Here is a 20,974-nt window from a genome sequence, read left to right on the forward strand (position 1 = left end):
CATGAAAATAAGTTTGCGGCGGAGGCTGAAACTTGCGGGTCAAGGATGCCTCCTCCTGCTTCTAAGCTTTGGACTGTTTGTATCCAGTTCTGGTTCCCCTTCAGCGCTGGCGCTGGCTAGAGTAAGTGTGATCCAGTCAGTCACGCAGGATGCAATTCCTGTATTGAAGATGAGTACCTTACCTTCTCCGAGTACGGTCCAAGAATTCGCTAAGGCTACACTGAACAAGCTCGCTGCAGAAGCTCCATTTACAGCCTGGAAGGATGCAAGGATAGAATATTATCCCCTTGGTCCAGGTACACATGGCTGGCTTGTAAATGTAATGAAAGGCGAAGAGCGGATCGGATACATGATCATTTCCGCCACCGATACAGGCGGATATATGCTAAGTGAATATGGAGCCGGCACTTACGGACTCCCATACAGTTTAAATGATCTGCGCCAGTTTTTGGTGCAGAAAGGTCTCATTACATCATCTTTTTCAGGAACAATAAACCTTACTGCTTTATATGCACCACTTCTACCGGTCTGGAAAATAACCATTGACGAAAAGACGGTTTACATCAATGCTTCCGTACCGCAAATTTTACCTTGGACACTGAGCAAGGCGGAAGAAGTCCTTAAAGAGCAGCCTCCAGCAACAGATGTAATTACTAATCTTAATCCTGACGTATCACCGTTATCGGCCTTCAATAGTGGAGGGTCAGATGATCCTTACGAAGATATCCTATGGCTGACTGCTCCTAAACTAACTACAGTGAGCGGCGACAATATCGCACTTCTGATCAGACCTAAGGAAAGCATCGCTTATCAAGCTGCTGGGCGAAACGACCTTGTCGGGGCACCGTTTATGATTACAGGCTATCAGAGCTGGCAGTCTTCTCAAGGTCAAGCTGAGAACAATAAAACTACCGTATACGCGGCCTCAGGCCCTGAAGGAAAACGATACTTACCACTCACTGCACTACAAAATAATGGAACACTGCATAAGCTGCCAGACAGAACGACCAAAGCACTCGGATATAATCGTTAACACAAGCATAAACGCCTTCGGCGTCCTTATGAGGACGGTAAGTGTTTATGCGAGAAATAGAAGGATAATTTATAACGTAAGCATATAAATTCTTATATTTAAACAAATGCAAATAACCTTCCACTGCACCCATGAATAATGGCACTGGAAGGTTATTTGCTATTTAACCTTTAGTCTTTTTTATCATGACTCCACTTGCTTCGCCAGATAGACCACCCAAGCGGGAGCATGCCAAACCATTTCTGTGACCACGGCTGCTTCGTAGCCGCTCTACGAGCATGAATGGCACGCGGATCCTCGATATATACGACTACCTTCTCCGTTATATACTTTACAAGCTCATCGCCACCGGAAGCCATTTTAACACCTCCTAAAATGTAAGTGAATTCAGATTATCAGCATCCGTTCCATGGTCTTAGTGTGCACCACTCCACTTGGATCTAAACTACAGACTTCTGATTTGTCGAATAGGTTTACCTATTAAAGCACAATCTAACAAAGAATCCAGAAGACGTTATTCACTTGCAAGGAGGCGTTTCACTTGAACAACTGGAGAAAACAATCCTTTTCCAGAACAGCAGCTGCTCTATGTGGCTTTCGAATCACTCTAACTACCCTAGGACTACTAATGTTGTTTATGGGCAGCTCCTTAGCCTCTGCGACACCAGAGAAACCTGTGATGAAGGATGACCGTCAGCATTTATTAGGTCACGGACATCGTATGATCCTAATTGATGCGGGACACGGAGGCATCGACGGTGGAACTTCCTACGGTAATATTCTTGAAAAAGATATCACCTTAGATATCTCACGTCGATTATTTCTACTTCTGGGTAGCGATGGCTTTGACGTTGCTTTAAATCGCAATGGAGATTATGCCCCAAGTGATGAGAACCGCTGGCTGCGTAGTAAATCTCGACATCTGCGGGATCTTGCACAGCGTAAAGAGCTCGCTGAGACATTACCTGCTACTGTAGTGGTAAGCATCCATATTAACTGGGCGCCTTCCCCTTCCAAACATGGTCCACTTGTATTGTACCGTCAAGAGGGCCGTAGCTTCATGCTTGCTAAGTCCATTCAGCATCAGCTAAACAATCTTTACGATGTCGAGGCTCATCCAAGACCAGGCAAGCCCTTTTATTTACTCAACAAAATAACCGCCACAACTGTTATCGTTGAGGCGGGTTTTGTAAGCAGTCCGACTGACCGCGCAAAGTTATGCACCCCTAAAGGGCAGCAACAAATCGCTGAAGCCATCGCTGATGGTATTGTAGCTTATCTTATGGAAGTTTAAGTTGGGAGCTCCATTTCATCTCGTTTTTAACCAGATCAGAAATCCCTATAAACTCAACATTGTCTTTCATCTGTTCAATACCGCTGCGGATTCCTGCGGCGGTCTCTTTCCCAAATACACCAACATGACCAATCGTTACACAAAATCGTTGATCCTTCGCCATGTCTTTGACGAGACCCATTTGTTTCAGAACATGACTTGCTGTATGTGTGTCATCTAAAAAGATATGGTTCTCTACGCGTGGCAACCCCATACGATAAGCCATATTGCCAGCAACGGAACGGTAGTTGGTCTTGCTGTCTACAAAAAATAATCCTCGTTCTTTGCATACAGATAAGATTACTGCCATAATCCGCTCATCTCCGGTAATTTTCGAACCCATATGGTTATTTATCCCGATCGCATAAGGAACATTATCGAGTGCTGCCTCAACCTTTTGTCGTACTTCCTCATCGGACATTTTAGCCAATATGGCTCCTGGTCCAAGCCATTTAGGATTACCTTGGCGCGGCTCCATCGGCAAATGAACCAGAACATCATCTCCGCGTTCATGGGCGCGGGTGGCATCCTTTACGGATGTAGGTAAAAAAGGCATGACGGCTACAGTAAGCTTTATCGGTAACGAGAACATTTCGTCTGTCCCCTTCATGCCATTGCCGAAATCGTCAATAATGATAGCGACCTTATCACGTTTGGGTGCACTCTCTTCAAGCTGCGTATTTGTAGCGTTGTCTTTAGACGTGGCAGCAGAGACAGCCGGCGTAGCCGGAACAATTGTGGTAATCAATACTGCAGCAACAGCAAACCAATTCAGTAAGTAACGTTTAACCTTTCGACTGTCCTTCATCAAGAGGAACGCCTCCTTCGTCTTAAACAATTGTTCTCATTGTTTGGTTCAAGAAGGTTAAATATGTACGGGGAGGGTTCGCAATAATTTACAATCGAACTGTTGCTAATGCCCGCGCTTGTCTGTGGCAAGGATTGCTTCCAGCACATCCACAGATTGAACTTCAAATGGCATATTCTTCATTGGGCTATCCTGGGAGCAGCTAGCTTCTGCAACCACCATTAATTTATCCATATCGCTACTGGTGATCCCAAGCTCCTTAAGTGTAACGGGAAGGCTGACTTTTTTGCAGAAAGCAATGACCTGAGTGATCTCATCTTCTGAAGCCTTCTCCAAGACCAACTGCACGATCGTAGCAAAGGCAACCTTCTCACCATGTAACACATTCCTGCATTCCTCATGCAGGGTCAGTCCGTTATGAATAGCATGGGCTGCAGCAAGCCCACCGCTCTCAAACCCAACGCCGCTCAAGTAAATATTAGCTTCAACAATATGTTCCACTGCAGAAGAGGTGCTCCCCTGTTTAACATCCAGGAGTGCGGATTCACCTTCAGCAAGAAGTGTGTCCAGACAAGCACGTGCTAAAGAGAATGCTGCGATTGTGCTAGTCCCGCCTGCATGAGTAACCGCTCCAGATTCACGGCAAGCTCTTGCTTCGTAATAGGTGGACAAAGCATCACCCATTCCAGCCGCCAGCAATCTTGCAGGGGCTTTAGCGATGATATCTATATCTGCGATCACCATATCAGGATTTCTTTTTAATGGAAGGTAATAGTCGAAGTCACCTTCGTCCGTATACAACACTGATAAAGCGCTGCAAGGTGCATCCGTCGAGGCCACTGTGGGTACAATAACTACCGGGAGACCCGCCATGTGGCTTACTGCTTTTGCCGTATCTAAGGTCTTGCCGCCACCGATTCCTAAGATAACCTCAGCGTCCTTCAGGCCAAGTTCTAACACTATCTCATCCACCTGATTAAGGCTGCACTCACCCTTGAATTCGCGCATTATAAGGTGAATATCGTTCACTTCAAAGCTGTGTAAGATATCCTCCTTGTACATGGAAAAAATATAAGGATCTACAATCGCAAAAGCTCTGTTCGATCCTAGCTGCAAACAATAATCTCCCAGTTTACGAATCTCGCCATGCCCCTGAATATATTTAGTCGGTGAACATATGATCTGCGTCATGGTTTCACTCCTCTTTTTGTATATTCTTTTATTCTAAGGAGTGTTGCTTCAGACTGGCTATAAAAAAAGATGCTATAGACTTTTGTCTTAAATAAATCCCCCGTTCACACGAATCGTCTGGCCCGTAACCCACTGTGATTCCTTACTAGCTAGAAACAGAACTACACTCGAGATGTCCTCAGGCTCACCTAAGCGTCCAAAAGAATTCATACTCCCAACATTCGCAATCTCTTCAGCTGACTTCCCAACTGTGAAAAGTTCCGTATTAACAGGACCTGGCGAAACCGCATTAATCGTGATTCCTTTTCGTCCAAATTCTTTAGCTAACTGACGAGTGAATTGTTCCACTGCTCCCTTTGTTCCCGCATAAACGCTGTAGGTTGGGAACATCTGGCCTGTAACCGATGTCGAGAAATTAATGATCCGTCCGCTCTCACTCATATGTTTAGCCGCTTGCTGGCAAGCAAAAAAGGTACCCTTCACATTGATAGCGAACTGTTTGTCGAAGTCTTCTTCCGTCATACTCGCAATCGGCTTTGTGATCATAATGCCTGCGTTGTTAACGAGAATATCGATTTGTCCATAAGCTTCCAATGTGGCTTGGAATAATTGTTCTAGATCTGCTACTTGGCTGATATCCGCTCGGATAGCGATAGCTTCTCCACCCTTTTGCTTAATTTCGTTCACAACTTCCTCTGCCTTGCTTGAACTGCTTGCATAATTAACAACAACCTTCGCACCATGTAACGCCAAGTTCTCCGCAATTTCCCGTCCCATACCTCTTGAAGCTCCAGTCACTAATGCAACTTTTCCAACCAAATTCTGATCCATCTTTTATTCCTCCTATTCGTTTACCTTTCTTGTTGGTCTGATTATAAATCGAACACTCGCAAATAACAAGTGACAATTATTATTTTTTGTCATTCAATATAATTGTTCTCCAGACGCAAAAAAACCTTCCGATCTTCATCAAAAGGTTTAGTCCATCATTTTTCTATTATGAAATATGCTATAACAATTTATGACGAAAATCCGGAAAGCATCAAATCCCAAACAGAGGCAAACTCCTGATCAATCGAACCCGACTGCCACTCTTTCGCGTGAGCAGGATGATGAAATCGTGATGTTGCATTAAAAATAGCTCTTGCCGCAACCTCTGATTCCAACGCTTTAAACTCCCCGGTTTGTATACCTTTTTCAAGAATGCGTGCGAGTTGCCCAATTAATTGATCTACGTGTTGGGTAATCATATCTACGGCTTCTAAAGTTACAGAGGCGTACATAGCAAACATTTCGGAATCATCTACAGCATAGCTCCGTTTACTGCGAATTAGAGTATCTAACCACAGACGTAGCTGCTCTTTGGCATTCCCATCAAATTGCTCAGTAACGTCCTTCAATGGGGCTAAAATATTTTGATGCAACCATCTTTCGGTTACCGATTCGCGCAAAGCTGCTTTACTGGAAAAATGTCTATATAGCGTACCATGACTAACTTTCAGTACCCTCGCTACATCAACAACTGAAGTCTTATCCGGGCCAAAACGCCGGAGTACTTGTTCAGCCGCATCCAAAATGTTTTCTTTAGATAATGGAAGATCATTCGACATCGGTATTTCCCCTCGCTCTATTTCTGATGGTTCTTATCATAGCATATAATATTCAAAAACGAACTGACAATAATCTTACTTTGTCATTTGTAAAATCATTATCAGTATATACGTGCACAAACTTATCAAACTAAGATCCACATTTCAGTATCCAATTCTCATCAGCCGCTGAGTACTTACCATACCCCAACAACAAAAAACCTCCTTGATTTCTCAAGAAGGTTCATTTCTTTCATCTACTTACTCACTCGTCCAGCTTCGCCCTAACAAACTTACCAATCTTCGTAATCGCCTGCTCTGCTTCTGGGAGCATGTACGCTAAGAAATGAAAAACACTCCACATATTATCCCATATTTCCAGTTCCACATGAACACCCGCTCCTCTCGCCCGTTCAGCCAACCTCGTTGAATCGCTTAATAGCACCTCATGGTCGCCTACTTGAACAAGTAAATCAGGCAATCCCTGCAAACTCATTCTTAACGGCGATAATATTGAAGCCCACTCGGTTCGAGTACCTACATATGATTCAAGTATCCGTTTATTCCCTTCCAAGCTACCTGTCGGATCAAGCTCCGCACGACTATGATACGATTCACCATCCAAATGAACAAGATCTGTATGCGGCGAGATTAAAAAAGCACCTGCTGGTAACTCGCTCCCCTCATCTCTCAAACTAATCAGTGTCATCAGCGCAAGGCTGGCTCCAACAGAGTCTCCTCCAAACACGATATCACTGGCAGAATATCCGTTCGCAAGCAACCACCGGTAAGCCCCTGTACAATCTTCATTAGCGGCGGGATAGATATACTCGGGTGCAAGGCGATACTCAATAATTAGTACTTTCATGCCACTCGCCTTTGCAATTCGTGCTGCTAGATCCCGATAAAACTCACAGGTTCCTGAAACAAAACCACCACCATGAAAATAAAGAATCACTTTATCATCAGGTGGAGCTGCTTCCACAGGAATGATCCACTCTCCGCTTAATGGCCCAACCCTGACCCGCTCGACTGTAACATCCGTATGACTGGGCATATTCGCAGCCGCCTCAACCATTTCTTGCCGGATATGCTCTACAGACTTACTTTCAAACCGATTGTTTTGTTTCAGGTAATCTTTGATCGCTGCAAGCTGTTCTATACTCGTCTTTTCCATATCGATAATCCCTCCTACAGGTCTTTTCAACTCAAAGTGTAAAGCCTGTAGGTGACTACAAGGTCAAGTTAAGATTCCATTTTCAGGATTTCTAGCGTTGACTGTACTCCAGGATGTTTATCCTTGGCTAATAAATTTTTTCTCAAGTCTGCGAGAGAAGCAAGCTTTATCTCCTGCTTTGCAATTTCATTGCGGACTCGATCCATTTTTTTATCTACAACTTTCACAAAATCATCTATGCTAATGCCACTGCTTTCCGATTTTAACAATGCCTTTTTAATTTCCTTTAGGGTGAATCCACATTGCTTAGCATTATGTATAAACGTAAGTCGACTTAGCGCTTCTTCAGAATAAAGACGGTAGCCGGCTTCCGATCGTATAGGTGTACTAATTAGACCCATTTCCTCATAATACCTCAGTGTTTCCATATTCACATTTGCCATCTTGGCCATTTGGCCTCGCAAGTATTCCGTCATGATATACGCCCCCTTGGAATTCCCTATATTATACCAAAATCCAGATAATACAGAGGGTATCAAAATAGAGCCAATAATTAATCGGGATCAATTTAAAACTCCTTATTTACACACAAAAAAACGGCATTTCTGCCGTTTTCCCATGTCTACTCTTCTACTACAACACTTCACTTCGAATCGCATTTTTCTGTATTAGAGAAATCTGTCCGGCATGAATACCTGTGTGATACATAAGTCTTCCTACCGCTTCAAGCGGAGTAGATGTGCCAAAAGACGACTCTACGCTTACATGCCAAGCATCTTCCGGAAGCTCCCGCATCGCTGCAATCAGATTCTCGTTGGAAGCAGACAGCAGATCCACCAGTTCACTTAGTGTAGTATATGCTGCGTCATCGGCTTGAGGTTTAGGTCTACCAAAGAACCACTCTGCAAACATAAATTCTACCTCGGCATTATGAGAAATCAATCCTCCGATGGATGAATTCCCTAATTTAAGATTTAAATCTTCTTCCGGCAATGCCTTCACCATTTTATGAAATCGCTCTTGAACCGCTTGCCAGATGGGCAGTACTGAAGTAATAGTCATCGGCTATTTGCTCCCCTGTACAGCTGCTTCTTCGTCTTTCTTCTTATCAATAACAACGTGATTAAATACATTTGCATCTACATCAATATCGAACGCCAACCCAAAACCTACAACATAACGCCCCTTCAGCGGAGTTAGTTCGAACAGTGAAAAATCCAGTCCGCGCAGCAATTTCAGCATGGCCTCACCATGGTCAGCATTGAACAATTCAAAAATATCCTCATATCCATCATTGCCGATATTGCTTGAGGTACAACTCCAGCGCACACGCTCAGTTGCAAATTTATTGTTTGTTTCAGACTCATCCGCAATTAGAAAGGCGTCCACAAAATCATTATTTTCCATATAGCCATAGTGCTCTGCGATCTTACTAATATAGATATACAGCTTGCCGTCTTTCTTTACGAAAGGCGCATAACTAATAAAGGGCTTACCTTCATCATCGATCAAACTCAAAATCAAGTTCTTACGTTTATTAATAAATTGCAAATAGTTTTCTTTATTTTTCTCCACATCTACAGGCTTCTTCATTTAAAATCCCTCCATGAATAGGTTGTGTCACACTATGAATCTATCGAACAGTACTCAACAAATGAATACGAGGTTTCTTCTCTGTGGGCACATACTGGACTTCCGCGTCCATCCGGTATATATCCCTTATCATATCGGTTGTCATGACTTCATTCGGTGTGCCATACATCGCCTTCTCACCTGCCTGCACTACAACGATACTATCGCTATAAGTAGAAGCTTGATTGAGATCATGCAGCACCATTACTACGGTCATGCCCATGTCTTGATTTAACTCGCGAACAAGCTCAAGCACTTCATGCTGATGCGAAATATCCAAGTACGTGGTTGGTTCGTCAAGCAACATGATAAGTGGACGCTGCGCTAAAGCCATTGCAATCCAGGCACGCTGTGATTCACCACCTGACAATGAAGCTACGGCTCGGTCCTTATACTCCATCAAATGTGTCTTTTCAAGGGCCCAATGAACAATGTCCATATCCTCTTGATTCAATCTTTCAAACCACTTTTTGTGTGGATATCTGCCATACGAGACCAGATCGATCACAGTCATATCACTCGGTGCTTGATTCTTCTGGCTCAGCATGCACATTTTTCGTGCGACTTGTTTGGCGCTCATGGTCTTCAGATCCGTACCATCGAGTATGACCGTACCCGTATGATAAGGAATTAGCCGTGATACCGCTTTGAGCAAAGTGGATTTGCCGGAGCCGTTCGGTCCTATGATGGAGACGATCTCACCCTTTTTTACGGAAAAAGAGAAGTTGTTAATCACGCTTTTCTGCTCATACCGAATCGAAATGGAATCGACAGTAAACATGTTAGAACGCCTTCTTTCTCATCAGGTATAGAAAATATGGTCCGCCAATCACAGCCATAAGGATACCCGCAGGGATATCTAGGGGTGCAAACAGGGTACGTCCACCTGTATCCGCAATTAACAGAACCAATGCACCAAGAGCCATACTCATCGGCAAAAGATATTTGTAATCTGAACCTACGAGCAATCTCGCCATATGAGGTACAACTAGACCGACAAATCCGATCATTCCAATGGCTGCTACAGAAATAGCCGCTAGAAATACTGCCAGCAAGGAGAGCAGGATACGAATTCGGTTCACATTTTCACCCAGATTCGAAGCCACCTGATCACCCAGACGAATGATATTTGCCTTACGAATGGCAAAGAACGATAGGATCCAACCTGCAATCGCATATGGGAAGACCATCATCAACGCATTATTCCCTTTTGCCGCAAGACTGCCGTTAAGCCATTGAACCGCTGCAGGGAGTCTATCGCTGTACATGATTGTTAATAGTCCAATGAGTCCTCCGCAAAGCGCATTCACAGCAACACCAGATAAAATAATAGTGATCGGTGAAATACCGGTTCGTCTCCAAGCTAATGCATATACAATACCAGCAGCAATTAGCCCTCCAACAAAAGCGGCAATCGGAATGAACTCAGTATACTGTGGTGCAGCAAGCATTATAACAAGAACACATGCAGCCGCGCCGCTAGTTACACCCGTCAATCCAGGATCAGCAAGTGGGTTACCCATCACAGCTTGCAGCAGTGCGCCCGAGATCGCTATATTCGCTCCGATGATCATCGCCAGTAACACACGTGGCAATCGAATATCCCATATGATGGTGGCATTCACCGCCTTAGACGATGAACCAAAGATCGTGCTTAGTATGTCTGATACCGGAATGAAAACAGAGCCTAATCCGATGGCAATAATCGCGGCAACGAGCGCTAATAGAACCGTTACAATAACAACTATTCTGCTACGAGATGTATTTATCACTTGCTGTCTCCTTTAATTATTCATAAAAGTATTTTGCGATTTCAGTTAGAGCTGTCTCTGCGTTAATGATCGAGGTTACGCCGAACACACTGTAATCTAAAATCTGGATTTTGTCGTTTTTATAAGCGGAGAGCTTCGTCCAAGTTTCATTTTTCTCTATTTCTTTTTTAAATTTGTCCTTTGTCGCTCCGTGGTCACCTGAAGCCAATACGAGAATGACGTCAGGATCAGCGGCTACGACGTTCTCCATATTAATAGGTGAGTAAGTATCGGTAACTTTAAGTACAGAAGTAGCAATATTATCAGCACCAAGCTTTTTCACCAAACTACCTAGATAAGATTTCTCACTCATAACCATGAAGGAATCAGAGGTTCCAATAACGAGCATCACGCTCGGCAGTTCTTTTCCTTCGGCTAATTTACTTAGCTCATTTTCTTTATCCAATATCTTACTCAAAGCCGCATTCATCTCATCTTTTTTATTAAAATAAGTACCTAATACTTTAAGGCTAAGCTTTAAATCCTCGAAGGATTCTGTGCGTAGATACGCTTTTTGCAAATCCATGCCTTCCAGTGTCTTATCCAGTGTGCTTCGAAGTGATTCTGCTCCCAGCAGCAAGTCTGGCTCAAGCTTTGTTACTACTTCAAGATCCGGTGCCATTGGCGAACCAATTTTATCTATCGATTCAAAATCAGCAGGGATTGGATTGGTGGAGGTTGGCACCCCAACTGGTGTGATTCCAAGCAAGTAGAGCATTTCTGTTAATGGTACAGATGTAGTTACAATTCGCTGTGGAACTGTGGCTGGAAACTGGCTTAATGCTTCATTGAACAATGCTTCATCTACACCATCATTCTCCAGACTGTATTCCTTTCCAGCATCCGCTGTTTTCGCTGCTTCTGTTGTATTCGCTGCATTTGCTTCTTTCGTTTCATTAGCAGCTGTATTCGTTACGGCTTCATTCTTGGTTTGATTGTCCGCTGTATTGGTGGACGAACATGCAGTCATTGCAGTAAGCGCTGCAACAACCAGAAGTACTAATAATTTCTTCAAAATCTATCCCTCCGAGTATGTATAATTATACGTTCCAAGTAGTGATAATGATTTTCATTTTCATCTACCACTCCTATGATAATGGTTATCATTAGGAAGTGTCAAGAATTTTATTTTAATTTTAAACTAGCAAAAATACCTTAAACATCCCATTAAAAAGGACAACCTTTCTTGTAGAAAAATAGGAATTCGGTGTCGTATGAACCCTTCACTTTCTTAAATCCACAAAAAAACCACATCCAAAGGACGTGGTTAATATGCATAATAAACCTAAATATTTAATTATAGACTGGAATAAATCTATCTCGATTATTAATAATGGAATCTTCTTCTGATTTCGCTTATAAATTTCCGGTCAGAAAAAATTATCATCCCAATAATGGTTAGGAGTGAGTATACGATAGAGAAAACACTGGTCCAAATGACATGAGACAAATTAAATACAAACAGAAGCATAGGACATAAATTAATAAAGAACATCGCTAAAATATAGCCTATATCATGACGCCATAATGATTTTTGAACAATTGCGAGCACAGTCATAATAAACGTAGCTGCCACTCCAAACAGTGGGATTGCATAGTTGGTAGACCATCCCCTAAAACCAACGAATATATCGATCACCAAAAGAAAAATGGACAACATGACATAGTGATATAAAATTTTCCTGCCAATATGTTTATTAGATAAAATGGTGTCTTTAACAACGATCCACGCATAGATAAGACCTGTACTTACGATAATTGACCATATTCTCGGATTGATATGATAGGTCAACGCATTAATTGTAATCGAAAGCACGATCGCAGATATAGTCAAAAAGAGGAACAATTTAGCTACCGTAAATGGTTTGGTTTCCTGATAGATCTCTTTATAGGACGGGTATTCTGTCGTGCTCTCTCCCCTGATCTTAATTGGCTTGGAGCATAGTGGACAACGATAATGTTGATTATCAACCGTCACGTTGCAACGAATACATTTGGTCATTCGCTAATCCCCCAATCGTTTGAGTAGATTTTAACTTCAAGTCCAGCCTCACCCGCTAAGGTCGAAAAGAAATATTGCAATATATCGGATTCCACTATATTTCTGGTAAACGTGATCACCAGCTTATCATTGACTGAGCTGATCCCACAGTTCATAGGGCTTTTATTGGATGGATAGACTAATGCCTCGATTAGCTCTACGTGCTTGTACATTTGCTGTGGCAACATAATATTGCCGATATTGGACAAGGTCAGTGTTCTTTTACTTTCCCCAAGCATATGAAACCCTAAATTCACGAACCAGTTCTTCAAAAATAACGGGACAAACAACGTAGCTTTGTTCCGTTCAAGCGCCACATTATTGTAAATGATATTTTGCAAATTTTCTTTCCCCGTTTTATACTTCAGCATCTCATTCATTCTAAAAATTAATTCATCCAGTGTGGTATCTTCCGTAATCCGCGCACCAAGATTAACTACGCCAAAGAAGTTACGAAGAGTACGTGAAGGGAATGCTTTGCGCAAATTGACAGGCACTGCGATAACCACGGGAGCGTTACTTTTGCTATATTTGATTCTTGTTTGATAAATAGAATAACTCAGTAATGCGGATAAATAAGCAGTGATCGTACTTCCTTTTTGCTTAGCGAGGGCATTTAATTGGGAGGCACTTATGACCCCGTGTACCACGTTATTTCCGAACTGTTCGAAAGCGGTACCTTTAATGTGGTACGCTCGGCTGTTTCTAACCGATTCAACATAACAATCCTTGTAGTATCTGCGAAAAGCATCCTCCATATCATGGATATCCACTCCTGAATCAGCGAGTAAAATCCGGTCCTCAGTGTCAATTTCATGTCCCATATACATTAGATAATAGTACAGCAGTGATTTTAAAAACTCGACAGCCCCATTACCATCCGTAAGCGCATGGAACACTTCAACAGAGACTCTATTTTTGTAGTATAAAACCTTAAATAAATATCCATTGTTTGTAGTTGGATCAATGTTGCGACAAGGATACTGCTGATCCTCAGCGATCACAATTTTATCCGTGCTAGACTCTAAATAATTCCAAAACACACCCCTGCGAAGCTTCACAGTGAACATCGGAAATCTGTCGAATACCGTATCGGCGGCTTGCTGTAACGCATCCACATCTACAGGATTTGTCAGAACAGCTGAGATCCGATAAACGGAAGTGTTTTTTGTGTTTGTAACGGATGGAAATAGTTTTGCTGCGTTATCAAGTTTGTACCACTTTTTCACTTCAAAACTCCTCTTTTATTCTGCTGTTACTGGTTGATACTCCACTTTTGCATTGTCTTCCTCAAACAAACATAGCTTACCACGACACAGATTATCTCTGCCACTACAAAGGAAAGCCATAAGCCGATGTTACCAAACATTAAAGGAAGGATAAAGAAATTCCCCATCAACAAGACATACCGTAAAATCGCCAAAATCGCGGATGTTCTTGGATTGTTAATGGCTGTGTACAAAGCGTTAATTATAATATTGGCCCCTACAAAGATAAAATTAAAGCTATAAAATGTGATGATTTCACTTGATGTAGTCATGACCTGAAGATTGTCTTTTACAAAAAGAGAAATTAAGGGAGATTTAAAAATAATCAATATCGCTGTACAAACCACACCAACTAATGTCACTATTTTAATCGCCATGGTAATCAATTCCGTTATACGGCTATATTCCTTCGCTCCGTAATTCACGCTGCTAATGGCTCCTAACCCTCTCGACATGCCCATGATAACTGCATTAACTACAAGTGAGATATACTGAACTACCGCAAATGAAGATACCCCTATTTCACCAAATTTAGAGATCAAAATCCAGTTGAAGATCATAGAAGAAAAACCCGCACTGAATTGCGTAATCGCTTCTGAAGAACCGTTATAGATCATCCTTCCGATTGCTTTAAAATCCACTTTCCATCTACCCACTCTTAAAATGCTATCCTTTGAGATAAAATTCGAGAAAAATAATATAAAAACAATCGTTGCACTGATCCCAGATGCCAAAGCAGCACCGGTAATCCCCATATCGAAAACGCAGATAAAAATTAAATCCAAGATGATATTCAAAACTACACTCAGTAAATTACCAACCATATAAAGCTGGGGTTTCCCCATAGATTGCAATGAAATACCAAGTAAAATATTAAAAATTACAGGCACGACAAATACACCAAAAGTCTGTATGTAATCAACAACCATAGGAAAAAGCACTGAATTTGCTCCAACTATTCTAGCCAGTACATGAGGAAAAAAAACTACCATTATGAAAATAACTACGGCTATCATGAGCAATGTGTAAAAAGCATTATTGAAGTAGTGGTTGGCTTTCCCCTTGTTCTGCTCTCCCAGACTAATAGCGGTTAATGTATTTCCTCCAATAGCAATTAAGATCCCTATACAGGAAATAATATTAAAAATCGGTGAAGCCATATTCACTGCAGCTAGCGCATTAGGTCCTACAAAACGCCCCAAAATGATTCCGTTAATAATTCCGTACAGACACATAGAAAGTGAAGCTACGATCCCAGGGATTGCATAACCGCGAAATAGTTTGGAAATTGGATCTTTTAATACATTGAGTTCTGTTGTCTTCATCTTGTCATTCTCCATTCACTGTTTTGAAATTTTAGATAAAAATCAGTACAATGAACACTATAATCTCTTGTGTAACACAAGAGTCAACGGGAGAACGATGCAATGAACAACTATTATTCTATTGGTGAAACAGCAAAACTAGCAGACACAACTATCGAAACCTTGCGGCATTATGACCGAATTCACTTGCTGAAGCCTGCTAAAGTAGATCCCTCCTCCGGTTATCGCTATTATTCAGATAAAGAGCTTATTTATCTTGATGTCATCAACTTTTGCAAAAAAAAGAATATGCCACTTCATAAGATTAAAGATGTTTTTACGAATGATAATCTTGATTATATTATTAATTTTCTTAAAACAAAGGACGATGAAATCGAACAAGAAATCAAGCAGCTGAATAAGACAAAATCACAGCTTAAAGCTTTACAAAAACAATATGAAAATCAAGCTTATTTATCCGATGTCCCTCTATCCCCCACCCATTTTTCAACTAAGGCTTTGGGAGAAAGAGCGATCGTAAAAATCCACTCCCTACAGAAACCCAGCCTCGAAAGTTTCCATCAACTGCAGAATGCGCTAAATCAACAGCTTGAAGATGAGCCAAGAGATGCATTCGCCTTTGATCTTCGTGCAAATATTATGACTACGTTGGAGCCCAGTGAGAATCCATCTGTCTTTTTTGTAGTTTGTGAGAAGTACCCTGAACAGGCCGGCTGTATTTCAATATTACCTAAAGGAATTTATCTCTATGGTTATTGCTCGGAGGAGCAGAGAATGGAAACGATGCAGAATATCGCTGCATATGCTAAAGCCGAATATAATACGGAGATTCCATTTGTCATCCAGACAGTCATTTTCACCGGAATGTTTCAGTGGGTGTATGAGATTCAAGTATGGTTAAAATCTGCATGATCTAAAATAAGACAAATAAAACAGCACGCGGCGATATAGGATCGACACGTGCTGTTTACTACAGAATTAAAGCTGATTTGTCCAAACTAAAATCTAGCGACAAAAAATTCACGGTCTGCTGGGACGTTAAAACTCTTCAAAACTACTCCATTCTCGTCTCTTATTGTCAGCAGGTAAGGTACTGAAGTTAATGTGCTAATCGTAGGAAATCTGACCACACCGAAATCATCGAACTCAGCGTTCACAGTAGTGGTACCATTTTTTAATGTAGCGTTCCAGCCCGAAGAATCTTTAGGTGTGCTATTCGTACCTAAACTTGTAGCGAGAACCACAAATCTGTCCAATGTCTGTCTGATTCTCCGTTTCTTCCGGGTTGCAGCTGCTTTCACTCTTTTTGCCGCGAGGGCTTTGGCCGCCATAACGGCTTGCTTATTGACTGGCTTCTTAATCATTGCCATTTACTTCACCACTTTCTTTTTAGGATACGATAGTAGATGCAAGATTTGGAATGCTTGACCTCACTTTTACCTACTATTCTAGAAATGTACTTTATTCCTAGATTCATAGATTCGTACCCACTGGATCAGTGATGCATATAATGCACTTGTGAGGTGATCCATTAATAAATGAGCCGACAATTTTGGCCAGAGCAATATAGTTCAAGAATCCATAGCGCGCTAAGAAAAAGAATTCAACACTCCCAAGTCCGTCGCGGTACATCCGCTAAAATTCCTATCATTATCAAATTCAAACAAAAAATGACCCCAGCACAGCTGAAGTCATTAAAAAAACATTTAGAATCACACGACTTTCCTATCAAACATCATCTCCCCATACTAAATTCTGTATCATCACGAGTTTCGATGAACTGTCTGAAACAGATGTGCAGTTGGCATGGAATCGATAAAATCTATGTTGACGGAATTAAAAAAACATCACTTTATATAGCGACACCATCCATCGGTTCTACATCCGTCCAAAAGAAACAGGGACTTACCGGAAAAGGAATCAACATTGCCATTCTTGACACAGGAGTGTATAGGCACCCTGATCTGATTCAGCCCTGTAACCGTATCGTAGCTTTTAAAGATTTTATCAATCACAGAAAACTTCCCTACGACGATAACGGCCATGGGACTCATATCGCAGGGGACGCGGCAGGCAACGGATGGATGAGTAAAGGAAAGTACAAAAGCCCTGCTCCAAAGGCAGGGATCGTCGGTGTTAAAGTACTCGATAAAAATGGCGACGGATATGACTCCACGATTATTAAAGGAATTGAGTGGTGTATTGCGAATCGAAAGCGACTAAAACTACGTATCCTTTCGATGTCATTAGGGGGTACGGTAAATTCAACTTGTGCTGATGACCCGCTGTGCCAAGCCGTAGAAAAAGCAATAAAGGCTGGACTCACTGTTGTGATTGCAGCTGGAAATAGCGGCCCTGGACGCAGGACGATAGAATCTCCTGGTATTAGTCCTTCTGCAATTACCGTAGGTGCAGTGGATGACCGTCGCACGCTCACACAAAAGGACGACCGGATTACCTCGTATTCAAGCCGCGGACCTGCACCGGGAGGGCGAAAGAAACCAGACCTCGTAGCTCCTGGCGAAACCATTATCTCTCTTCGTGCGCCTCATTCCAAGCTAGATCGCGAGCTTCCTTACTTGCGGATCGCTAAAAATTACTTTGTGCTGTCCGGTACCAGTGTCTCAACACCTATAGTCTCTGGTGTCATTGCTCAATTGCTGCAGAGAAATCCCTCATTAACTCCTAAGCAAGTGAAATCCATACTAAAAAAGAACACATTCTCTCTGAAACTCCCCCCTAACACAGCGGGCTCTGGTGAGATCAATGCAAGATTCTTATTGTGATTTTGCTTCCTTCTTTAAAGCTGTGATAACAGAAACTGATAACACTTCAGTAAATTTACCCGTAGGCTCCATTTCTAATAAAGAAGATTTCAAATCCGCTTCAAATCGTTCCAACTGATCTCCAAATAAGCGCTTTGAAGCATAGGAAGTGGAATACAAATTGCCAAGAATAGAATCCACCGTCCATGTCACTGAATAACTCGGTAAAATCAATCTTTCCACATCCTTAAAGCTAGATCGCGCAACAATATCCTCATGTCTTTCTTTAGGATGAGTATAGATGCTGTCTCCTGCGATTCTTTCGTTACCTAACCAGCGTTTCACTACTTCATTTACCTTAAGCTGCCAAGATAATGGCTCTTGCCCTACATTAAAAGTATCAATAATTGCTAGACCGCCATTATTGTCCGAACTGTGGTATAGGATTTCAAGAATAGACGATCTATCCATCCAGTGAAACGCTTTGGCTAGGATGGTAAGACGGAAGGAACCCCAGACGTTCTGCAACTCTTCTGCTCTACCAAGCATCCAACTAACGTTATCAACCCTATGGATTTTTGATAGACGATTAGCCTCTTCCAACATTCCACTTTCCGTATCTACACCTATCATTTCTTCAAACCAATCACTAAATCTTAGTCCCAGCTGACCCGTACCACACCCTAAATCAAGCAGACGGCCTTCTCCGTTAAGCGAAAACTTCTGAATTAAGAACCGAATAAGGGATGAAGGATACTGCGGTCGATATTTTGAATAGTACACTGCCGTACCTTTAAATAAATCCGGACCATATTCATTCATAGTTTCACCCTTCTCTTGTTTTCTAATAGGACAAAATCATAGCAGACATCCAACTAAAATAAAAGGCAGTTCGGTGTGAATCCGAACTGCCTTTTATTTATGCTGATACGCCAATTCACTGGATTTGGGCTCAAAGGATCAAAAAATCCACATAGTAATGATTGACAAATAGGTCCGTTGCATATATGGTTAATTACATAACTAACTAACCAATGAACATGGCGGTGAATACATGGGAAGCTTAATGGATGATACTCGACCGATATTTATGCAGATCGCCGAACGCATAGAAAATGACATCATCGAAGAAACACTGTTGGAGGAATCACAGGTTCCTTCAACAAATCAATTTGCTGTTTTTTACCAGATCAATCCGGCGACGGCTGCGAAAGGTGTGAATTTGCTTGTCGACCAAGGAATTTTATACAAAAAGCGAGGTATCGGCATGTTTGTAGCTTCTGGAGCGCGCACAGTATTGATGGAAAAGAGAAAAGAGCAATTTTATGAGCAATATGTTGTAACTATGATCCGTGAAGCAGAGAAATTAGGAATTACGTTGGATCAATTAACGAAGATGATTCAGAGGGGAGATAATCGGTCATGAATGAAGTCGTTGAGATCAAGGGACTGACCAAGTCGTATGGAAAGGTAACCGTCATCCAAGACATTAGTTTTTCTTTAGAAAAGAACAAAATCTATGGTCTGCTTGGCAGAAATGGTGCGGGCAAAACAACGATCATGCACATGATTACAGCACAGTTATTTGCTACAAGCGGTGATTTAAAGGTGTTCGGGGAACATCCCTATGAGAATAACCGCGTACTCAATCAGATTTGCTTTATTAAGGAAAGCCAAAAGTATCCGGATACGTACCGTATTATCGATGTTCTAGAGGTATCCGAGTTATTCTTCCCTAACTTTGATCGGGACTACGCCCACTCCTTAATCAAGGACTTTAATCTCCCCTTAAAAAGAAGAATAAAGAAGCTGTCCAGAGGAATGCTCTCGGCGGTGGGCATTGTAGTAGGCCTGGCGAGCCGCGCTCCGCTGACTATTTTTGACGAACCTTATTTAGGTCTCGATGCTGTAGCAAGAAGCCTGTTTTACGATCGACTAATTGAGGATTATTCAGAATATCCGCGAACAGTTGTCTTGTCTACACACTTAATTGACGAGGTAAGCCAGCTATTAGAGCATGTCATTGTTATCGACAACGGTAAGCTGATTATCAATGAGGATGCTGAAGCTCTTCGCGGGCGGGCTGCTAAAGTTATCGGTGCGGCTGCGAAGGTCGAAGATTTAATCACCGGTAAAGAGATCATCTCTCGTGAATCCTTTGGCGGATTACTTTCTGCCACTGTTATTGGCTTAAACTCAACAGATCTATCACGTGCTGAGATGCTTGGTCTGGAGATCTCCCCGATATCTTTACAACAGTTAATTGTTCATCTTACAAACAGAAAATCCCAAGAGAAGGGAGTTGCAGTGCAATGAACCAAATGACAGGGATATTAAAAATGCACTATAAGGATAAATGGTTTTGGTTGTTTATGCCTTGGATTATATTATTGTCCAGCTTTTTGGTTAATCTTGTCATAGCTTTTTTCCTGCAAGAACCAATGTATACCGGCGGCCTAGTCTCAATCTTTATTTATATGTTTGTCATAGGTATCATCATTTTAGTACAGACTTTCCCCTTTGCCTTGGGCTTAAGCCTACGGAGGATAGATTATTTCTTCGGCACATCCTTGATGGCCGTTATAACAAGTGCCGGCTTCTCACTACTTCTGTTCCTGCTATCTATTATAGAAACCAAATTAACATCTGGATGGGGTGTGCAGCTACATTATTTTCACCTACCATACTTGAATGATGGTACCGTCCTAGAGCAGCTGTGGATCTATTTCATGATCTTGTTGCATATGTTTTATTGGGGATTTGTTATATCCAGCATCTTCCGTAGATTTGGTAGAAGCGGCCTATTCATTTTCGCGGCAGTCATGTTTATTCTGTACAGTGTCGCTGGATTGTTAATGACATATTATCAGTGGTGGGTAGATGTATTTAATTGGTTGGCTAGCCATACCGCATTTGAACTTGCCTTGTGGAGTATGCCCTTGACGGTCTTGTATGCACTCTTATCGTTCTGGATGCTTCGGAAGTCTACAGTATAAGACTC

The 20,974-nt window shown here is 41.9% G+C and carries 24 protein-coding genes; 7 read left to right on the forward strand and 17 right to left on the reverse strand.

Annotated features, from left to right (window positions below; genetic code table 11):
- The first annotated feature begins 1 nt into the window (after window position 1).
- On the forward strand, window positions 2–1,033 hold the full coding sequence (locus tag ACQKMP_RS04040; RefSeq protein WP_042186943.1) for a hypothetical protein: 1,032 nt from the start codon (window positions 2–4) through the stop codon (window positions 1,031–1,033).
- A 170-nt stretch (window positions 1,034–1,203) separates the two neighbouring features.
- On the opposite strand, the gene ACQKMP_RS04045 is transcribed toward ACQKMP_RS04040, so the two are convergent.
- On the reverse strand, window positions 1,204–1,392 hold the full coding sequence (locus ACQKMP_RS04045; RefSeq protein ID WP_042186941.1) for a YqzE family protein: 189 nt from the start codon (window positions 1,390–1,392) through the stop codon (window positions 1,204–1,206).
- A gap of 182 nt (window positions 1,393–1,574) precedes the next feature.
- Between ACQKMP_RS04045 and ACQKMP_RS04050 the strand changes: the two genes are divergently transcribed.
- Window positions 1,575–2,327, forward strand: coding sequence for an N-acetylmuramoyl-L-alanine amidase (locus ACQKMP_RS04050; protein ID WP_231573420.1), 753 nt, complete (start codon window positions 1,575–1,577; stop codon window positions 2,325–2,327).
- On the opposite strand, the gene ACQKMP_RS04055 is transcribed toward ACQKMP_RS04050, so the two are convergent.
- The 14 genes from ACQKMP_RS04055 to ACQKMP_RS04120 form a co-directional block, all read right to left on the reverse strand.
- Window positions 2,314–3,174 carry a divergent polysaccharide deacetylase family protein gene (locus tag ACQKMP_RS04055; protein WP_042186939.1) on the reverse strand — a complete coding sequence of 287 codons (861 nt, stop codon included), beginning with the start codon at window positions 3,172–3,174 and terminating at the stop codon, window positions 2,314–2,316. The two genes, ACQKMP_RS04050 and ACQKMP_RS04055, sit on opposite strands and share 14 nt — an antisense overlap.
- A 105-nt stretch (window positions 3,175–3,279) precedes the next feature.
- Complete coding sequence (locus ACQKMP_RS04060) at window positions 3,280–4,365, reverse strand: glycerol dehydrogenase (protein ID WP_427468868.1); 1,086 nt, start codon at window positions 4,363–4,365, stop codon at window positions 3,280–3,282.
- An 87-nt stretch (window positions 4,366–4,452) separates the two neighbouring features.
- A complete protein-coding gene (locus ACQKMP_RS04065; RefSeq protein WP_427468869.1) occupies window positions 4,453–5,196 on the reverse strand; it encodes an SDR family oxidoreductase in 744 nt (247 codons plus the stop codon).
- A 188-nt stretch (window positions 5,197–5,384) separates the two neighbouring features.
- Window positions 5,385–5,975, reverse strand: a complete 591-nt coding sequence (locus tag ACQKMP_RS04070) for a TetR family transcriptional regulator (protein ID WP_427468870.1) — start codon at window positions 5,973–5,975, stop codon at window positions 5,385–5,387.
- A gap of 244 nt (window positions 5,976–6,219) precedes the next feature.
- On the reverse strand, window positions 6,220–7,131 hold the full coding sequence (locus ACQKMP_RS04075; protein WP_427468871.1) for an alpha/beta hydrolase: 912 nt from the start codon (window positions 7,129–7,131) through the stop codon (window positions 6,220–6,222).
- Window positions 7,132–7,199: 68 nt separating this feature from the next.
- Window positions 7,200–7,607: a MerR family transcriptional regulator gene (locus ACQKMP_RS04080; RefSeq protein WP_341125609.1), complete on the reverse strand. Its 408-nt coding sequence runs from the start codon at window positions 7,605–7,607 to the stop codon at window positions 7,200–7,202.
- 157 nt (window positions 7,608–7,764) lie between these two features.
- Window positions 7,765–8,193, reverse strand: a complete 429-nt coding sequence (locus ACQKMP_RS04085) for a DinB family protein (RefSeq protein WP_042186929.1) — start codon at window positions 8,191–8,193, stop codon at window positions 7,765–7,767.
- 3 nt (window positions 8,194–8,196) lie between these two features.
- Window positions 8,197–8,724 (reverse strand): HugZ family protein, encoded by a 528-nt coding sequence (locus ACQKMP_RS04090; RefSeq protein WP_149643990.1) that lies wholly within the window; start codon window positions 8,722–8,724, stop codon window positions 8,197–8,199.
- Between the two features lie 40 nt (window positions 8,725–8,764).
- Window positions 8,765–9,544 (reverse strand): ABC transporter ATP-binding protein, encoded by a 780-nt coding sequence (locus tag ACQKMP_RS04095; protein ID WP_379422107.1) that lies wholly within the window; start codon window positions 9,542–9,544, stop codon window positions 8,765–8,767.
- A 1-nt stretch (window position 9,545) separates the two neighbouring features.
- On the reverse strand, window positions 9,546–10,535 hold the full coding sequence (locus ACQKMP_RS04100) for a FecCD family ABC transporter permease (RefSeq protein ID WP_052404239.1): 990 nt from the start codon (window positions 10,533–10,535) through the stop codon (window positions 9,546–9,548).
- A gap of 16 nt (window positions 10,536–10,551) precedes the next feature.
- Window positions 10,552–11,589, reverse strand: a complete 1,038-nt coding sequence (locus ACQKMP_RS04105) for an ABC transporter substrate-binding protein (RefSeq protein WP_081382743.1) — start codon at window positions 11,587–11,589, stop codon at window positions 10,552–10,554.
- Between the two features lie 312 nt (window positions 11,590–11,901).
- The gene (locus ACQKMP_RS04110) at window positions 11,902–12,576 is read right to left on the reverse strand and encodes a DUF6320 domain-containing protein (protein WP_076298519.1); all 675 of its coding nucleotides are present in this window, start codon (window positions 12,574–12,576) and stop codon (window positions 11,902–11,904) included.
- Complete coding sequence (locus ACQKMP_RS04115; protein WP_076283126.1) at window positions 12,573–13,844, reverse strand: alcohol acetyltransferase; 1,272 nt, start codon at window positions 13,842–13,844, stop codon at window positions 12,573–12,575. Before ACQKMP_RS04115 ends, ACQKMP_RS04110 begins: the two co-directional genes overlap by 4 nt.
- A 26-nt stretch (window positions 13,845–13,870) precedes the next feature.
- A complete protein-coding gene (locus ACQKMP_RS04120; protein WP_427468872.1) occupies window positions 13,871–15,208 on the reverse strand; it encodes an MATE family efflux transporter in 1,338 nt (445 codons plus the stop codon).
- 102 nt (window positions 15,209–15,310) lie between these two features.
- Between ACQKMP_RS04120 and ACQKMP_RS04125 the strand changes: the two genes are divergently transcribed.
- Window positions 15,311–16,120: a MerR family transcriptional regulator gene (locus tag ACQKMP_RS04125; RefSeq protein ID WP_042186918.1), complete on the forward strand. Its 810-nt coding sequence runs from the start codon at window positions 15,311–15,313 to the stop codon at window positions 16,118–16,120.
- Window positions 16,121–16,206: 86 nt separating this feature from the next.
- Here ACQKMP_RS04125 and ACQKMP_RS04130 read toward each other — a convergent pair whose 3' ends face one another.
- On the reverse strand, window positions 16,207–16,578 hold the full coding sequence (locus ACQKMP_RS04130; protein WP_052404237.1) for a hypothetical protein: 372 nt from the start codon (window positions 16,576–16,578) through the stop codon (window positions 16,207–16,209).
- Window positions 16,579–16,983: 405 nt separating this feature from the next.
- Between ACQKMP_RS04130 and ACQKMP_RS04135 the strand changes: the two genes are divergently transcribed.
- Window positions 16,984–17,994 (forward strand): S8 family peptidase, encoded by a 1,011-nt coding sequence (locus ACQKMP_RS04135; RefSeq protein WP_339246975.1) that lies wholly within the window; start codon window positions 16,984–16,986, stop codon window positions 17,992–17,994.
- Here the strand turns inward: ACQKMP_RS04135 and ACQKMP_RS04140 are convergent.
- Window positions 17,986–18,795, reverse strand: a complete 810-nt coding sequence (locus ACQKMP_RS04140) for a methyltransferase domain-containing protein (protein ID WP_427468873.1) — start codon at window positions 18,793–18,795, stop codon at window positions 17,986–17,988. The two genes, ACQKMP_RS04135 and ACQKMP_RS04140, sit on opposite strands and share 9 nt — an antisense overlap.
- A gap of 232 nt (window positions 18,796–19,027) precedes the next feature.
- On the opposite strand from ACQKMP_RS04140, the gene ACQKMP_RS04145 reads away from it, so the two are divergent.
- The 3 genes from ACQKMP_RS04145 to ACQKMP_RS04155 are packed head-to-tail and all read left to right on the forward strand — an operon-like array spanning window position 19,028 to window position 20,969.
- Complete coding sequence (locus ACQKMP_RS04145) at window positions 19,028–19,399, forward strand: GntR family transcriptional regulator (RefSeq protein ID WP_042186911.1); 372 nt, start codon at window positions 19,028–19,030, stop codon at window positions 19,397–19,399.
- Window positions 19,396–20,289: an ABC transporter ATP-binding protein gene (locus ACQKMP_RS04150; RefSeq protein ID WP_076283131.1), complete on the forward strand. Its 894-nt coding sequence runs from the start codon at window positions 19,396–19,398 to the stop codon at window positions 20,287–20,289. The genes ACQKMP_RS04145 and ACQKMP_RS04150 overlap by 4 nt, the downstream gene beginning before the upstream one ends.
- A complete protein-coding gene (locus ACQKMP_RS04155; protein ID WP_042186907.1) occupies window positions 20,286–20,969 on the forward strand; it encodes a hypothetical protein in 684 nt (227 codons plus the stop codon). The genes ACQKMP_RS04150 and ACQKMP_RS04155 overlap by 4 nt, the downstream gene beginning before the upstream one ends.
- Window positions 20,970–20,974: the final 5 nt, after the last annotated feature.

Source organism: Paenibacillus sp. NPDC101420 (genome assembly GCF_050277435.1).
In the GTDB taxonomy this organism is placed as follows: domain Bacteria; phylum Bacillota; class Bacilli; order Paenibacillales; family Paenibacillaceae; genus Paenibacillus_AQ.